This is a genomic window from Litoreibacter halocynthiae, assembly GCF_004365635.1.
GTDB lineage: Bacteria > Pseudomonadota > Alphaproteobacteria > Rhodobacterales > Rhodobacteraceae > Litoreibacter > Litoreibacter halocynthiae.
In genome coordinates this window covers 46,841-62,702 of the sequence record NZ_SOBH01000002.1, presented here as the reverse complement: position 1 = coordinate 62,702, position 15,862 = coordinate 46,841, and the positions used below count along the sequence as shown (strand labels likewise).

The 15,862-nt window shown below is 57.6% G+C and carries 15 protein-coding genes and 1 riboswitch; of the genes, 5 read left to right on the top strand and 10 right to left on the bottom strand.

Going from position 1 to position 15,862, the window contains the following annotated elements; all coding sequences use genetic code 11:
* On the top strand, positions 1–606 hold the full coding sequence (locus BDE40_RS07490) for an inner membrane-spanning protein YciB (RefSeq protein ID WP_134013868.1): 606 nt from the start codon (positions 1–3) through the stop codon (positions 604–606).
* Here the strand turns inward: BDE40_RS07490 and arsH are convergent.
* From arsH to BDE40_RS07440, 10 genes are all read right to left on the bottom strand, one after another.
* Positions 603–1,304, bottom strand: a complete 702-nt coding sequence (arsH, locus tag BDE40_RS07485) for an arsenical resistance protein ArsH (protein WP_134013866.1) — start codon at positions 1,302–1,304, stop codon at positions 603–605. The two genes, BDE40_RS07490 and arsH, sit on opposite strands and share 4 nt — an antisense overlap.
* Before the next feature lie 51 nt (positions 1,305–1,355).
* Entirely contained in the window at positions 1,356–1,778 is a 423-nt protein-coding gene (arsC, locus tag BDE40_RS07480) for an arsenate reductase (glutaredoxin) (protein WP_134013864.1), read from the bottom strand.
* Positions 1,775–2,842, bottom strand: coding sequence for an ACR3 family arsenite efflux transporter (gene arsB / locus BDE40_RS07475; protein ID WP_134013862.1), 1,068 nt, complete (start codon positions 2,840–2,842; stop codon positions 1,775–1,777). The genes arsC and arsB overlap by 4 nt, the downstream gene beginning before the upstream one ends.
* Before the next feature lie 30 nt (positions 2,843–2,872).
* Positions 2,873–3,205 carry an ArsR/SmtB family transcription factor gene (locus BDE40_RS07470; protein ID WP_134013860.1) on the bottom strand — a complete coding sequence of 111 codons (333 nt, stop codon included), beginning with the start codon at positions 3,203–3,205 and terminating at the stop codon, positions 2,873–2,875.
* A gap of 392 nt (positions 3,206–3,597) precedes the next feature.
* Positions 3,598–4,149 carry a hypothetical protein gene (locus BDE40_RS07465; protein WP_134013858.1) on the bottom strand — a complete coding sequence of 184 codons (552 nt, stop codon included), beginning with the start codon at positions 4,147–4,149 and terminating at the stop codon, positions 3,598–3,600.
* The gene (locus BDE40_RS07460) at positions 4,146–5,321 is read right to left on the bottom strand and encodes a hypothetical protein (protein ID WP_134013856.1); all 1,176 of its coding nucleotides are present in this window, start codon (positions 5,319–5,321) and stop codon (positions 4,146–4,148) included. The genes BDE40_RS07465 and BDE40_RS07460 overlap by 4 nt, the downstream gene beginning before the upstream one ends.
* 2 nt (positions 5,322–5,323) lie before the next feature.
* Positions 5,324–6,385 carry a DUF4123 domain-containing protein gene (locus BDE40_RS07455; protein ID WP_162848050.1) on the bottom strand — a complete coding sequence of 354 codons (1,062 nt, stop codon included), beginning with the start codon at positions 6,383–6,385 and terminating at the stop codon, positions 5,324–5,326.
* Positions 6,386–6,611: 226 nt separating this feature from the next.
* The gene (folE2, locus tag BDE40_RS07450; RefSeq protein ID WP_134013853.1) at positions 6,612–7,703 is read right to left on the bottom strand and encodes a GTP cyclohydrolase FolE2; all 1,092 of its coding nucleotides are present in this window, start codon (positions 7,701–7,703) and stop codon (positions 6,612–6,614) included.
* A gap of 88 nt (positions 7,704–7,791) precedes the next feature.
* Positions 7,792–8,973, bottom strand: a complete 1,182-nt coding sequence (metZ, locus tag BDE40_RS07445; protein ID WP_134013851.1) for an O-succinylhomoserine sulfhydrylase — start codon at positions 8,971–8,973, stop codon at positions 7,792–7,794.
* A 56-nt stretch (positions 8,974–9,029) separates the two neighbouring features.
* A riboswitch (SAM riboswitch) is annotated at positions 9,030–9,107 on the bottom strand.
* 84 nt (positions 9,108–9,191) lie between these two features.
* Entirely contained in the window at positions 9,192–9,623 is a 432-nt protein-coding gene (locus BDE40_RS07440) for an Lrp/AsnC family transcriptional regulator (RefSeq protein ID WP_134013849.1), read from the bottom strand.
* 125 nt (positions 9,624–9,748) lie between these two features.
* Here BDE40_RS07440 and BDE40_RS07435 point away from each other — a divergent pair, with 125 nt between their 5' ends.
* The 4 genes from BDE40_RS07435 to BDE40_RS07420 all read left to right on the top strand — a co-directional run bounded on the left by BDE40_RS07435 (position 9,749) and on the right by BDE40_RS07420 (position 15,848).
* Complete coding sequence (locus BDE40_RS07435; RefSeq protein ID WP_134013847.1) at positions 9,749–10,807, top strand: saccharopine dehydrogenase family protein; 1,059 nt, start codon at positions 9,749–9,751, stop codon at positions 10,805–10,807.
* Positions 10,808–10,934: 127 nt separating this feature from the next.
* The gene (locus tag BDE40_RS07430; RefSeq protein WP_134013845.1) at positions 10,935–12,383 is read left to right on the top strand and encodes a TrkH family potassium uptake protein; all 1,449 of its coding nucleotides are present in this window, start codon (positions 10,935–10,937) and stop codon (positions 12,381–12,383) included.
* A gap of 1 nt (position 12,384) precedes the next feature.
* Positions 12,385–13,968 (top strand): thiamine pyrophosphate-binding protein, encoded by a 1,584-nt coding sequence (locus tag BDE40_RS07425; RefSeq protein WP_134013843.1) that lies wholly within the window; start codon positions 12,385–12,387, stop codon positions 13,966–13,968.
* Positions 13,969–14,612: 644 nt separating this feature from the next.
* A complete protein-coding gene (locus tag BDE40_RS07420) occupies positions 14,613–15,848 on the top strand; it encodes an ABC transporter substrate-binding protein (RefSeq protein WP_134013842.1) in 1,236 nt (411 codons plus the stop codon).
* Positions 15,849–15,862 lie beyond the last annotated feature (14 nt).

Here is a 15,862-nt window from a genome sequence, read left to right as displayed (position 1 = left end):
ATGGCAGAGAAGAAAATCTCGCAAGGGCTGAAATCGGCACTGGAACTGGGGCCGGTGCTGCTGTTCTTCGTGGCCTATCTGAAGATGAAGGAAGAGGTGTACCTGATTGGTGGCACTGAATATTCCGGCTTCATCGTGGTGACCGCGTTGTTCGTGCCGCTGCTTCTGCTCTCCATGGGAATATTGTGGAAACTGACAGGGAAACTCAGCCGGATGCAGGTGCTCACGGCGTTTATGGTGATCTTCTTTGGCGGGCTGACGGTTTATTTCAACGACGAGAAATTCTTCAAGATCAAGACCACCATCGTTTACGGCTTCTTCGCCTCGATGCTGGGGATAGGTCTGCTGCTGAAACGCTCGTGGCTTGAATACGTCATGGACGATTTCCTGCCGCTGAAACCCGAGGGCTGGATGCTCCTGACCAAGCGCCTGACCGCCATGTTCGCAGCCCTTGCCATCGCCAACGAACTGGTCTGGCGCTTCATGTCCACCGACGCGTGGGTGAAGATCGAAACCTTCGGCTTCCCCATTGCGCTGTTCGTGTTCTTCATGTCGCAGGCGGGGATGCTGCAACGCTATTCCGACGAGCCGGAAGACGCGGCTTAGTCCTTTTTATTTACCCGCTTCGACAGTTCCGCATGGCTTTCCTTGCGCTCTGAATAGCGGTCGACCAATTCATCCTTGATGTCGCGGGTCAGCAGCGTGAAGCGCATCAGCTCCTCCATCACGTCGACCATGCGGTCGTAGAACGGCGAAGGCTTCATCCGGTAGCGGCCATCAAATTCCAGAAACACCTTGGGCACCGAGGACTGGTTAGGGATTGTCAGCAGCCGCATCCAACGGCCCAGAATGCGCAGCTGGTTGACAGTGTTGAATGACTGCGATCCCGCGTTGACCTGCATCACAGCCAGCGTTTTGCCTTGGGTGGGGCGCACACCGCCCATGCTGAGCGGTATCCAGTCGATCTGGGCCTTCATGATGCCGGTCATCGCCCCGTGACGCTCGGGGGAGCACCACACCATGCCCTCGGACCACGTCACCAACTCCCGCAATTCGGCCACCTTGGGGTGATCCGCGTCCTCGCTATCGGGCAGGGGCAGGCCGGTCGGATTGAAGATGCGCACCTCGGCCCCCATGCGGGTCAGCACGCGGGCGGCTTCCTCGGTCATGGACCGCGAAAAGCTGCCCTGACGCAACGAGCCATAGAGCATGGCGATGCGCGGCTTGTGGGTGCTGACCTTTCCCGCCTCAAGCCGTTCAGGCGTGCGGAAGTGGGTATCATCAAGTTGAGGAGTGTCGGTCATAGGGGCAAGGCTTTTCGGTTGAAGGCACATATTGTGGGCGGGTTTCGGGGCTTAACTGACGCGGTTGCCTTGGGCATCGATCAGCGGCGCGCCGTCCTCCTTCGTCATGGGACCGGGAGGCAGGCGGTCGAGAAGGTCCAGAACGACCTCGCTGGGTCGGCAAAGCCGGACACCCTTCGGAGAGCAGACGATCGGGCGGTTTACCAAGACGGGATGTTCCAGCATTGCCGACAGCAGCGCCTCGTCGCTGACGGACGGGTCCAGCAGCCCCAACTCCTCCGCCGGTGATTTCGACGTCCGCAAGGCGGTGCGCGGCGTCAGATCGGCGGCGGCAAACAGCGCCAGCAGCTGCGGGCGTGTCCAGCCTGTTTGGAGATATTCGATAACCGTCGGCTCTTCTCCTGATGCTTCGATGATCGCCAGCACATTGCGCGAGGTGCCGCAGTCGGGGTTGTGGTGGATGACGATGCTCATGTTGTGCCTTTCTCCTGCGGAAACCAATGTTGCGTGCGGTTGGCAAAGGCCACCAGCGACAACATCACCGGCACCTCGACCAACACGCCCACGACGGTCGCCAAGGCGGCGCCGGAGCCAAGCCCGAACAGGCTGATTGCCACGGCAACGGCCAGCTCGAAGAAGTTGGAGGTGCCGATCAGCGCGCAGGGGGCCGCGACGTTGAAGGGGATACGCCAGGCCCGCGCCGCGCCGTAGGCCACGAAGAAGATGCCGTAGGACTGGATCAACAGGGGAATGGCGATCAGAACAATGACGAGGGGTTGTTCAAGAATGACTTCGCCCTGAAAGCCGAACAACAATACGACGGTGATCAGCAAGCCGAGGATGGAGAACGGCTGCACTCGCGCCTTGAACGCATCGACCGCCGCCTCGCCGCCCTTGCGCACAAGGTTCTGGCGGGTCACATAGCCCGCCAGCAGCGGCAGCATGACATAAAGCCCGACCGACAGCAGCAGCGTGTCCCACGGCACGACGATATCCGTAACGCCCAGCAGGAAGGCCACGATGGGCGCAAAGGCAAAGACCATGATGACGTCGTTCACGCTGACCTGCACCAGCGTGTAGGTCGCATCGCCGCGCGTCAGGTTGGACCAGACGAAGACCATGGCGGTGCAGGGTGCCGCGCCCAGCAGGATGACGCCAGCCAGATAGGCCTGCGCGTCGTCGGGCGGGATCAGGCCCGCGAAGACGTAGTTGAAGAACAGCACGCCAAGGGCGGCCATGGTGAAGGGTTTGATCAGCCAGTTTACCACCAGCGTGACGACCAGCCCTTTGGGCTTGTCGCCAACCTGACGCAGTGCCCCGAAATCGACGCCGACCATCATCGGGTAGACCATTGCCCAGATCAGGACCGCGACGGGCAGGTTGACGGAGGCCACCTCCAGCGCGGCGAGGGCAGAGAAGACGCCGGGGACGAGGTTGCCAAGCAGCAGCCCCGCGCCGATCGCGAGGGCCACCCAGACGGAGAGCCAGCGCTCGAAGGTGCCGAGGCCTGCCGCTGCGGGGAGGGGGGTGTCAGTCATGGTAAACCTTTCGGGAGTTCTGTTCAGGCGTCAGCAGGCGCAGGCGATTTCGTCGATGACGGGTTGGCACAGATCGGGCCGACCGCCACAGCAGTCTTCCATCAGGAAGGCAAGCAGTCCGCGCATTCCGTCCATATCGACGAAATAGCGGATGGAGCGCCCGTCGCGGGTGTTCCGGATCAGGCCGGAGCGAGTCAGGACCGCCAAGTGCGTGGACATGGTGTTCTGCCGCACACCCAGCGAGTCGCCGATGTCACCGGCGGACATGCCGACCTCGCCGGCCTTGACCAGCAAACGGAACACATCAAGCCGGGTGGCTTGGCTAAGGGCGGCGAAGGCGTCGATGGCTTGTGCGTTATCCATATATCGGGAAGTATCGATATGTAGGATTCGGGTCAAGTCACCGTGATCCGGAATGCTGGTAGATTTGGTGAGTAAGATCGGTCCCGGCAATATCCCGGTGGGCTGGCCCGGTTAATTGACTGCTCTGAGCCCAAACCAACATGTTTCTGTCCCGCAGCGAATGTCGGCTATTGGGAACGCTGAAAGATGACCTTAGTAGTTCCCCGTCCATAGCCGCATTCGAACACTTCGCTATGGATAAGCCAAAAACTGAAGGGGGACTAGGGTCTTGAAATGACATTTCACACTCATCCGAAACGAACACTACGGCCTACGCCAAGTAATATCATTCGCATAAAAGGCTAGTAAGACCGCAACGCAGCATGTGGCACTTGATGCCACGATAAGCTCGGCTACTTGACTAGCTGCAAATTATATCCGGACATCACATCGACCCGCCGGTAGGGGAGTAATTCGAGTTTGAAATGTGGATGCCCTCGGCTATCTTGGATGTACTCGGCGACCTCTCCACTATCCCAAAAGCAAACGGCTCGCTCGTCATCATAAAACAAGCCTACCGCAGGATGAAACGAGAAAGGCCATTCATTTCTGGTGTCTGACAAAAGGAAGTCCATTGTCAGTTGAAACGGTCCAACATATTCGGCGCTTTCATATGTCGGTGGAGTGATCGGCGCTGTGCCATGGTTGAAGATCATGCGGCTAATATTATGTGGCAACCCGTTCAGTTCAAATGTTACGCGCACGGGAAACGGGTTTGCAGGCTCTGGAACGGCGATGCCATTTACCCACTTCAATTGCAATTGATAGTCCACCTCATTGTAGAATGTGCAGTTTTCGTTATTTTCTAGTTGTCCCATATAGCCCTTCCAAACTCCCCAACCTATTTTTGCGACAATAACCAACCCAGCTATTGCAACAATTGCTACAATGAAAGTTTTCCTCATGCCGGCTCAAAGACGCGCATTGAGTTAGGCAATCCAGTGGGTGTTTGCCCCCCAACAGGTAAATATCGCGCGCCGCCTTTGCGCCAAAGTGCATATTCTGCCGTGCCTTCGCGCTGCCCCCCGCCAAAGGGTCCGGGTGGATCGATAGGGGCATCCAATACAAAAACGGAATGGCCAACCCCCGGATGTGGCAACCCTTCATGTTCGCTGGAAATATTGATAATCTGGCCCTCCTGGCTTTCCCGCCTCTCGACAAGACTTACGGTAATAGAGTCACTGTCGGCGGGGTCGCGGATGCACTGCTTGAACAATGTGCGTGTCATGAATGCATAGACTTTTACGCCGCATTGGTCCGCCATGTATTGGGCTATGCTGTTTTGAGGTTCGGCTTGAGCGGCGCTTGAGAATGCTTCCTGATCGACCCATGTGCCGGTCCTGCAGGCATAGGAATAAATGGCGCCGCCCCGATCGAAAGCAGATGCGTTGAACGCGTCGATATTTCTTTTTCTGACATCAATTAGCGGAGTCTTCCAGAAATTCAAAGCCAACCGATCGTACAGCCCGTGCGCTAAGAACACGAGATGTTGTACCTTGTACTCTTCGCCTTCGTGCATACGGTTGTTTACATATGCTGTCAGTTGACCAACGCTGTTGAGCGGCACCAGGTTGATGCCATGGGTGTCGCGCAATGCTTCCAACGCCAAGAATTCAGGCCGTACATAGCCGTGTCGGACATAGAGTACCGTGGTCCTATCTGCAGCCTTCCAACGTGGGGGCAGCTTGTAACCAGCGGCTACACTGAATGCTGGGGACATGAACATCATCTTGAGCCAGAATGAATTATAATACTGTTCTGATCCCAAAACTATGATGTTTTCTTTTTTGCACGGGCATTCTTGTGATGCTTCCGAAACTTCAGAGCCCTGCTCAAATGGAGGGGTCGGCTGAACTTCGGGTGGGATAGGTACTGGGCTTTCCGTCAGGACGTCACCTCCCCGTTCTAGGTAATCTTGGTATGCGGCTGCAGAGGCAGACTCTCGGGTTATGACCGACACCGCATCTGAGCCGCCGTAGTTTTGGGCGACCTCCGCGAGGTTTCCGGGGTTCGAAAACAGGTTTGGGTTCTCCCGCGTTAGGTAGAGCATGTCTTCAAAGCTGGGCTGATAAGTCATTACTAATCCTCGACCATGTAGCGGTACTTATACGCTCTGTCATAAAGCTGCTTAGCACCGCGCGCGTTAACCAAAACGTCCGAAGTTTTTACGCGCTTAGTAGTCATGGCGCTCTCTCCCAGAAGCCAAGATGCGGCCACACAATGAGCAATGATGCGCTTATCAGTTGTGCGGAAGCCTTTATGCGCTGCCCTAATCTCGCGCCTTAAAAACCTTTCAGTATCTTCAATCTTGGAAGGGTTGCCAAAGCTGTCATACAGCCAGTCTTTTAGATCGTGGACATATTGCCTGCGACCGTAGCGCTGGAATGAGGTCTTATCGCGATCTTTGATGATAATGCGAGCGGGCGGCGTGAGCCTTGGTTCTCCAACCAGATACATTCTTAACCATGTCCCCGCGTGATCAATAGTATGGAGTTCAAGATCAAAACCCAAAAATGCCTCTTGGTTCGCAACATCCGTACCGCGTAGGAAATAAGGGACCATTTTCGGTTCCCAGAATCGAAAGTAGTTCCATGTGTTGTCTTTTTCGATCTGAACGCGGGTCATCTTGCGCATGTGCTTTCTAACGGATGCAAATGAGCTCCGTGATCGCAAAAAGATTCCTAGACCTAATCCCCAAAGACCGTTCATACCACTCCCGTCAGTGAAAAGCTTTCTGGTAAAGCTGTTCGCCTCCTCAAGCTGCACGAGATATGGAGCTTGTTCCCCCATCTCTTCCTGCGCTTTGCCGTCAAACAGGGATTGGCTGGTCAGCCCCGACGCTTCAAGCAGCTCAGTTAATATGAATGGTAACCGGGCCGCGTCAAGCAGCGCGTAAGTGTTCAACGGACCTAACACTGTAGGAGCTGATCGTGCTCTGCCAAGTTCACTGGATGTCAACGCTGGCTGTCCAAATAGCGGTTGCTTCAGCAGTTCGGGTACGGATTCTTTCGAGTCTATGGCAAACTGATTTCCAAGCGGCTCAACACCGTCGATAGCCTCTGTCTTCAGTAGTGGTTCAAGTTGCTTTTGCAACGGACTGGATTGCAGCGTCCAGTAATCGTCCTTCTCGTCTGCGTGCACGACGAGGTCACCTGATACAATGCCGGATAATATAATTTCCTTGTGGGTATATTATACAAGCCCGGCCGCAACCCCTAATGGACCGACTCAAAACGGTTAACCCCACACCCTTTTTAAAGCCCATGGTGTTTTTCGCGGTATTTGCAGCCACTCGAAAGCAGCCATTGGTCACGCTGGGGGCAATGCCCGCCTCGTCCGGATAGCCGTCGTTCAAATCCCAACGCCGTCAGCCCACATGAAACAGCGTGTTGAACAGTTTGGGGTCCAGACTGTCTGCCGCAAATGTAGGGCCTTCGGTCATCACCGACACCGCGTCGTGGCTGTGCAGGCTTTCCTGATGTGAGGCGATCACGCGGAAATCCTTGATGCGGGGGTCGGCTTGCAATTGCTCGCAGAAGGACCGCGCGGCGTCTTCGACGAAGATCGGGTTGGCGGCGTTCAACTCGGCGAAGGCCTGCTCGTCCTCGCGCTTGACCATCACTTGCGTCTCGGTGGGTACGGCGGCGCGGCAGAGCTCGATCAGGTCCTCGAACCACAGGCAGGTCTGCGTGCTGTCCACCTCCACCGACACCCGCGCGACGGAGCGTTGAGAGTGCGGCGTGGCCAGTTGGCCGCGATACTGGCGCGCATGTTCAGACAACTCCAGCGAACAAGGGCAGGTAGAGGAATAGACATAGTCCAAATGCAGGATTTTCTTTCGGGTGCCTTGGGTGTCGACCACCTCTAGAGCGATGTCGTAATACTGGTACCCTTCAAGACCCGAGCGCAAGGATTGCACCTTCATCGGGAAGGAAAACCGCATCTGGATGCGGGCGTCGAAGCTTTCCAGATCGGTTTTATAGGCGTCGAGCGTTTGTTCGATCACCTCGAAGCTGAAGGTCTGCTCGGCATGGCGGTAGAAGCTGCGCATGATGCGGGACATGTTGATGCCCTTCTTCTCGGCTTCCAGCGACACAGTGCCTGTTACAGAAGTTTCCAGCGTCAGGTCATCGCCGTCACGGGTGTGGACCTGAATGGGCAGGCGGAAGTTGGAGATGCCGACATGCTGGATATGTTGTTTGGCCCCACGGATCAGCGAGGAGGGACCGTTTTGCAGGTCGGGCATGGTGGCCTTGTAGGCCTCGTCCACGGCGAATTCTTCGGGGTAGGCGCGGGCCAGCGCGGGGTAGTTCGCCAACTCCTGTCCGGGGATCAAGCGGGAGACCAGCGGGTCCAGATCGGCCACCTCGATGGGGGAGACCTTGCCCGCCCATTGGCGCAGCAGGGCGAGGGCGGCTTCGGCCTCCTCGCGGGTCGGCTCGGGGGTGTGGACGTTCATGGCTTTCCCTCCTCGGGATGCGGCGTCGGCGTGCGCCACTATATGGGGCGGCACGCGGACGTTACAAAGGAAAACCGACCTTTTTGGCCTAGACCGCGTCTAGTGCGGTGCGGATATCGGCCAACAGATCGGCCTTGTCTTCCAAGCCGATAGAGATGCGCACAAGACCATCGGTGATGCCCAACTCGGCGCGTTTCTTGTCGCTCAGGCGTTGATGCGTGGTGGTGGCTGGATGGGTCACGATGCTCTTGCTGTCGCCGAGATTGTTGGAGATCAGGATAATATCCAGCGCATTGAGGAAACGGAATGCCGCGTCCTTGCCGCCTTGAATATCCAGCGAGATCACCGTGCCGCCAGCGCCCATTTGTTCTTTGGCAACAGCCTGTTGCGGGTGGGAGTTCAAGTAAGGATACAGCGTGCGGTCCAGCTTGTTGTGGCCTTCCAGCGCCTCTGCAATGAACAACGCGCTTTCGGCTTGAGCATTGCAGCGCAGGTGCAGGGTTTCCAGACCTTTCAGCATCACCCACGCGTTGAACGGCGATAGCGCCCCGCCGGTGTGCTTGATGTAAGGCTCGGCAGTTTTACGGATGAACTCGCGGGTGCCGCAGATCACGCCGCCAAGGCAGCGGCCCTGACCGTCGATATGCTTGGTGGCGGAATAAACGATGACGTCGGCGCCAAGCTCGGCTGCCTTGGAAAACGCGGGCGTTGCAAAGACATTGTCGACCACCACGGTTGCGCCTTTGGCATGGGCAATCTCGGCCACGCCCTTGACGTCGATGACTTCCAGCGTCGGGTTGGAGACGGATTCCAGAAACACCGCCTTGGTGTCATCACGCACGGCGGCTTTCCACGCGGTAAGGTCGGTGCCGTCGACAAAGGTAACTTCGACCCCGAAACGGGTCAGCACATCCTCTAGGATATAGAGACACGAGCCGAACAGCGCCTTGGCGGACACCACATGATCGCCCGCCTTCAGCATGGAGGTCAGCGCGCCGCTTACCGCCGCCATCCCCGACGCGGTGGCAAAGGCGTCCTCGGTGCCTTCCAGCGCGGCGATGCGGTCTTCGAACATGCGCACGGTGGGGTTGCCGTAGCGGGCGTAGATGAATTCGTCGGGGCCGCTCTCGATGAAACGGGCCTCGGCCTGCTCGGGGCTGTCATAGACGAAACCTTGGGTCAGGAAAATCGCTTCGGACATTTCGCCATATTGGGAACGGCGGGTGCCGCTGTGGACGGATTTCGTGCGGGGGGACCAGTCTTTTGTCATGTCATCCTCTGTTGGGCATTGCCCAAATAAAAAGCCTCCACCGGGAAAAGGGGGAGGCTCATAGCAATCCATCCTCTTTAGCAGCATATTTAACGTGGCCCGCAATCCGGTAACAAATCGCCACGGGGGCTTGGATACGCCTGCTGGGGAAGCGGGTCAAGACCATGGCGGGGTGTCTGCACAAAGTAGGCTGGAGCCTTTGTGCAAATGCTGCGCTGTTACCGATTGTCCGCTTTACTGGAGGAGAGCCGGATATGGCTTTGCGTTTCCGCGACCTCGGGCAAGGCGCGGATACAGTCCAGAACGGTATCCAGGTTTGACAGCGAAGACGCCCGCACCTCGGCGACAAGGTCAAAGCTTCCACTTAGGGTGTGGATGTCCAAAATCGCAGAAATACGTCGCAAAGATTGAATGGTGGCCTTCCCGTCGTCCGCTTTCAACCGGATCAGGGTAAAGGCGCTCACTTGCGTATCTGTCTTGCCTGCTGACAGCTCAACGGTAAACCGTTTGATCACGTTTTGATGCTGCAACCGGTCAATGCGGTTTTGAATTGTACCGCGCGAGACGCCAAGGGTGCGGGCAAGAACTGTCGCTGACGCGCGCGCGTCCTTGGTTAGAAGCTGCAAAAGCTGGTGGTCTAGATCATCCATACTCCATGTTATCTTTGGTCGTTGCTGAAAAGTCAAAACTTTAGCGATTTGCGTCAATTATTGCCGTTTTGGATGGCAGTGGAATAGGATTTGATCGTGTCTGAAAGACGCGAAGGATTTGTTGGATGAAGAAGATTGCAGTTTTGGGGTTGGGCAAGGTTGGCAGTCTGGCGGCCGAGTTGTTGCATGGGTCAGGCTTTGACGTAACAGGCATTGATCTGGCGACCCGCGGTGATCTGCCGTTTCCGGTAGTGGCGCTGGATTTGACGAATACAAGTGCTGTTGAAGCGGTTTTTACCAAACAGGATGCCGTTCTGTCGTGTTTGCCATTCCATCTGAACATTTCGGTGGCCGAAATTGCCCATCGTGCGGGTATTCACTATTTCGACCTGACCGAAGATGTGCCGACCACAAACCGTGTCATAGAGTTGAGCAAGACTTCAAAGGGCCTTATGGCGCCGCAATGTGGACTTGCACCCGGTTTTATCGGGATCGTCGGCGCGTCATTGATTGCCCAGTTGGATGAATGCCGTTCGTGCAAGATGCGTGTTGGCGCATTGCCACAGAACCCGACCGGTTTGATGGGCTATTCCTTCAACTGGTCCCCCGAAGGCGTGGTGAATGAATACCTGAATGACTGCGAAGTGATCGAGGATGGCGCGCGCAAGCTCGTGTCGCCGATGGAATGGATGGAAGACATCTATATCGACGGCATGAAGCTTGAGGCATTCACCACCTCGGGCGGCTTGGGCACCATGTGCGAGACCTATCTGGGTAAAGTCGCGAATATCGACTATAAAACCATGCGATATCCGGGCCATGCGAAGTTGATGAATTTCTTCTTCCACGAGCTTTTGATGCGGGACCGCCGCAAAGAGGCGGGCGAGATTTTGATCAATGCGAAGCCGCCCGTTGAAGACGATATTGTCTATGTACATGCTTCTGCCGAGGGCACGATCGACGGAAAGTTGCAGCGCCGCGAATTCGTCCGTGCGTATCGCCCCGTCGAAGTTGCAGGTAAACAGCGCACCGCGATTTCGTGGACGACCGCTGGCTCGGTTGTCTCGATTATCGAAATGGTGCGTGATGGCGCACTGCCGGCAACGGGGTTCTTGAAGCAAGAGGAGATCGGCCTCAAGGCGTTCCTTGCGACATCAACAGGCAGTCTATACGCGGCAAACTGAGCGCAACAGGGGCCGACAGGTGTCGGCAAAAGTAAGCCCTGAATGCCTACTCAACAGAGCACCGAAGTTGGCCTTATGTCACGGCACTGCTTGACAGTTTGCCAGCACCGCTCCAAGCCTTGGCGCTATGTTTGACGCACGCCCAGTGGCCTATGTGATTGGCCTGCTTACCGCCTGCCTCGGGGCTTCGATGCTGATTCCGATGGCTTTGGACCTGTGGGTGGGCAACGGGCATTGGCCCGCTTTTGCCGAAAGCGCGATCATCACCACGGGGATTGGCGTATTGATGGCGCTGGCATCTTCCAACGGGGTGGGCGACCGGTTGTCCATCCAGCAAACCTTTTTGCTGACCACAGGCGTCTGGCTGGCGCTGCCGATTTTTGGCGCGTTACCGATGTTTCTGGGGGCCACCGAGGCGCGCTATGTCGATGCGTTTTTCGAGGCCATGTCAGGGCTAACCACCACCGGTTCCACGGTATTTACCCAGTTGGAGGCCTTGCCGGACGGGCTGAAGCTATGGCGGTCGATGCTGCAATGGTTCGGCGGCATCGGTATCATCGTAGTCGCCATGGTGTTCCTGCCCGAACTTAGGGTCGGGGGGATGCAGATTTTCCGGTCCGAGGCGTTCGACACAATGGGCAAGGTGCTGCCGCGGGCGGTGCAGATTGCCGCGCAGATTTCCTATTTCTATATCGGTCTCACCATCGCGTGTGCCGTTGCTTATGTCATTGTCGGGTTGAGCCCTTTCGAGGCGATCAACCACGCGTTGACCACCATGTCGACCGGCGGGTTTTCGACATCGGATGCCTCGTTCGGAGCGTTTCAGGGGACACCGGAATATGTGGCCTCGTTCTTCATGATCTTGGGGTCGCTGCCATTTGTGCGCTACGTGCAGCTGCTCTCCGGTTCGGCCAAGCCATTGCTGAGGGACAGCCAGCTGCGGGCCTATCTGGCGACCATTCTGGGCTTTACCTTGTTGTTTACCGTGTTCCGCCTGTTCGTCTTCGGTGATCATCCGGAGGAGGGGTTTCGCGAGGGGCTGTTCAACGTGGTGTCGATCATTTCCGGCACGGGCTATGCCAGCGTGGACTACCAGCTTTGGGGCAGCCTTGCGGTGGCGGTGTTCTTCTTTCTGGGTCTGATCGGCGGCTGCGCCGGCTCGACCGCGTGCTCGGTCAAAATCTTCCGCTACCAGTTGTTATTCGCCTCGATCAAGGCGCAGGTGCGCCGCATCCACTCGCCGCACGGCCTGTTCCAGCCGCGCTATGACGGCAAGCCCGTAAGCGAGGATGTGTTGTCCTCGGTGATGTCGTTCTTTGTGATGTTTGTGGTCTCGATGGGGATGCTGTCGGTCCTGCTTGGCATGACCGGACTGGATTTTATCACCTCGGTGTCCGGTGCAGCCAGCGCCTTGGCCAATATCGGCCCCGGCTTAGGCAGCCAGATCGGGCCAGCTGGCAACTTCTCGGGGTTGAACGACACCGCAAAGTGGCTGCTGGCTGCTGGCATGTTGATCGGTCGGTTGGAGCTTCTGGCCGTCTACGCAATTTTCACCATTCGTTTCTGGAGAGCCTGACATGTCCACCAAACCGCTCGGCGCACAGCTGTCGCATATGTTGAAGTCCCGTGGCGTGGAGGTCATTTTCGGCATTCCCGGTGTGCATAACCAAGAAATGTATCGCGGGATCGAGGAGGCGGGGATCACCCATGTGCTGGCCCGCAACGAGCAGGGCGCAGGTTTCATGGCGGACGGCTATGCGCGGGCCACCGGCAAACCCGGTGTGGCTTACGTGATCACGGGGCCGGGGCTGTGCAACATCATGAACCCCGTGGGGCAGGCCTATTCGGATAGCGTGCCGCTGCTGGTGATTGCGTCCTGCCTTGACGAGACGGTGGCGACCCGAGGCCAGTTGCACCAGATGCTGGACCAAGAGGGCGCAGGTGCGACCGTTGCGGACTGGTCGGAAACCCCGCGCACCGCGAACGCCGCGTACCACCTGATCGACCGCGCGCTGCTGGAGTTCAAGACCTCGCGTCCGCGCCCCAAGCTGATGAATGTGCCGATTGCGTTGCTGGAAGCGGAGGCCGCGCCCGCAGCGGACCGGTCGGTGCAGATAGCGTTCGATGCCCCTAATTCTGACCAGATCGCCCGCATTGCGGGGATGCTGTCAGCAGCCAAGCGACCGGTGGTGATCCTTGGCGGCGGCGCATGTCGCGCGGGGGGGCTTGCTGCGGAGGTTGCGACCCGTGCAGGGGCTGCCGTGTTCATGACCAATGCGGGCCGTGGCCTGTATGGAGACGACGCACCGTTGAGCTTTGGCGCGTGTTTGAGCCGCCCGGGTAGCGCCGAAATCATGGCGCAGGCTGATCTGGTGTTGGTTCTTGGCAGCGAGCTGTCCGAATGCGACCTATGGCGCGGCCCGCTCGGCCATGACTGTCCGATGATCCGCGTTGACCTTGACCCTCAGATGCTGATGGATCGCCACAATGTGACCGATCCTGTGCTGGCCGATTGCACGGTCTTCTGCGAGGCGCTTCTGGCGACGATGGAGCCGTCCGGCAGCGATTGGGATGCGGCTGCGATCACCGCCATGCGGGCGAAGTGGCGCGCCGAGACGGATGCGGACCGCCCGGGGATCGTCCCGCTGGTGGACGCGCTGCGCACGGTGCTGCCCCCCGAGACGATGATCTTCTCCGACATGACGCAATTCGCCTATGTCGCCAATGAGACCTTTCCCATGGACCGCCCCGGCCACTGGCATCACCCGTCGGGCTTCGGCACATTGGGCTACGCGCTGGCAGCGGCCATCGGTGGCAAGGTGGGGGCAGGGGACAATCCGGTCATCTCGGTCAACGGCGACAGCGGCTTTCAGTACAACATTCAGGAACTGGCGACGGCGGTGGAGCTGGGTTTGAGCCTGCCGATCATCGTTTGGGACAATGGCAAGCTGAAAGAGATCGAGGACGGCATGATCCATGCGCAGATCGCGCCCAATGCGGTGGTCGCCCGCAACCCTGATTTCTGCAAGCTGGCGGAAGCCTATGGCGCCCGCGCGGTTGACCCGCGTTCACTGGAGGCGTTCCAGCACGCGGTAACAGAAGCGCTAGCCACTGACGGGCCGACATTGATCCATGTGACGCCGGAGACCGCGCTCGGCTGATCTTTGATCTGCCGCCTGCAAATATTCTGTTTGAGAAATCTTCTTGTAGTTGCATTCGCATGCAAAGCCTGCCGGCTAGGTTGAATTGGCTTTTTGGCCATAGGTCTGGCACCTCGGTCAGCATCTGACGCGCGCCGGGGCCACCTATTCGGATGCACTTGGAAACCCGCTGACCGTGCGACCTATCAGCCCGTTGGCGCGAGAGTCGTTGCCGATGCGGTTTGAAAGCTCAGCAATCCGGATTTTATTGAAGAAAAGTGGGGTAATCAGTCGAAAATGCAAGATTTCGCCGCAGAATCGGCCTCATCAGATTCGCGCTTTAGATAGAATCAGAGTTGGTGAGCATTAGGCACACAGAGCGTCGGAATGCCGTTTGCCAAGGCAGTGATGCAGACACCCGTGCGCCGGCCTATCCCCAAGTAAACTGCGGTTTTCGTGTTGGAATTTTTGTGAACCATGCCAGCGCGCATGTCTAGATGGATGGGGTTTGCGGGGGCGAAACTAAAATTATTGCAAGCGTATTCAACTTTCGTTACCGTTGGGGAAGTCAGGGCCGATTAACGGTCCGGCCAACTATTACAAAAAATCCGGTGATCCCCTTCGCGGGAGGCACGGAACTACTGCCAACAACGGGAGAATCCGCAATGAAAACCTTTATCAAATCGACGGTCGCCGCGAGCGCCCTTGTCGTCGCTGCCGGTGCTGCGAGCGCTGCTTGCACGATCGACAGTGGCCGCGTGAACATCATCGGCAACGAATTTCCTGCCATCCAGACTGTCGCCACTGCCGCAGCTGAATGCACTGGTGCAACGATCGAGGCAAACCTGACTGCCGACCACCAAACACTGAATGTGGCTGGCATGTCCGGCAACCCAGCCGAATACACCAGTGCGATTGTTGCCAACTCGTCCATCGTAGCGTTGATCAACGAAGACGTCATCCAGCCGCTGGACGCCCTTGTCGCGGAATACGGCAAAGACATCCCGCAGCGCCAGTTGATCACAGTTGACGGCAAAGTCATGGCTGTTGCCTTCATGGCAAACGCGCAAACATTGGCCTACCGGTCCGACGTTCTGGAAGAAGTTGGCCTTGCGGTTCCATCCACTTACGACGAAGTCCTCGTCGCTGCCAAAGCCATCCGCGATGCAGGCATCATGGAAAACCCCGTCGGCGGTCCATATGCGGCCGGTTGGAACCTCGCGCAGGAATTCAACAACATGTATATTGGCCATGGCGGTGAATTCTTCGAGCCGGGCACTGCCAACATCTCGATCAACAACGCGCAAGGTGTTGCTACTTTGGAGATGATGAAGGCGCTGACCGAATACATGAACCCCGACTACCTGACCCACGATTCCAACGGCACGCAGGCTGAATGGGAAGCTGGCAATGTCGCGCTGATGCATATGTGGGGCAGCCGGATGCAGAACCTGATGGATACAGAAGGCTCCGAGCCGCAGGTTTACGAGAACACCAAAGTCGCAGGCCCGCTCATGGTTGGTGACAGCGGCGTTCCTGCAACCACCCTGTGGTGGGATGGCTGGACTGTTGCGAAAAACATCAGCGACGAAGATGCCGCTGCGACGTTCCAAGCACTGGCCCACGCCGTGGCACCGTCGACGTTGAACGACACGACCATGGACCAAGCAGTTTGGCTGATTGAGGGCTATGAGCCCGCTCCGGTTTCTGAAGGTGTTCTGGCCGCGGTTAAAGCCGGATCGAAGCCTTACCCGATGCTGCCTTACATGGGTCTGCTGCACACCGCGTCCGGTGACAACATTGCAGATTTCCTGACTGGCAAGGAAAGCGCCGAGCAGACGCTCGCCGACATCGAAGCGGCCTACACAGCTGCCGCAAAAGAGCAGGGCTACGTCAAGTAAGTCGTCTCTTCCAA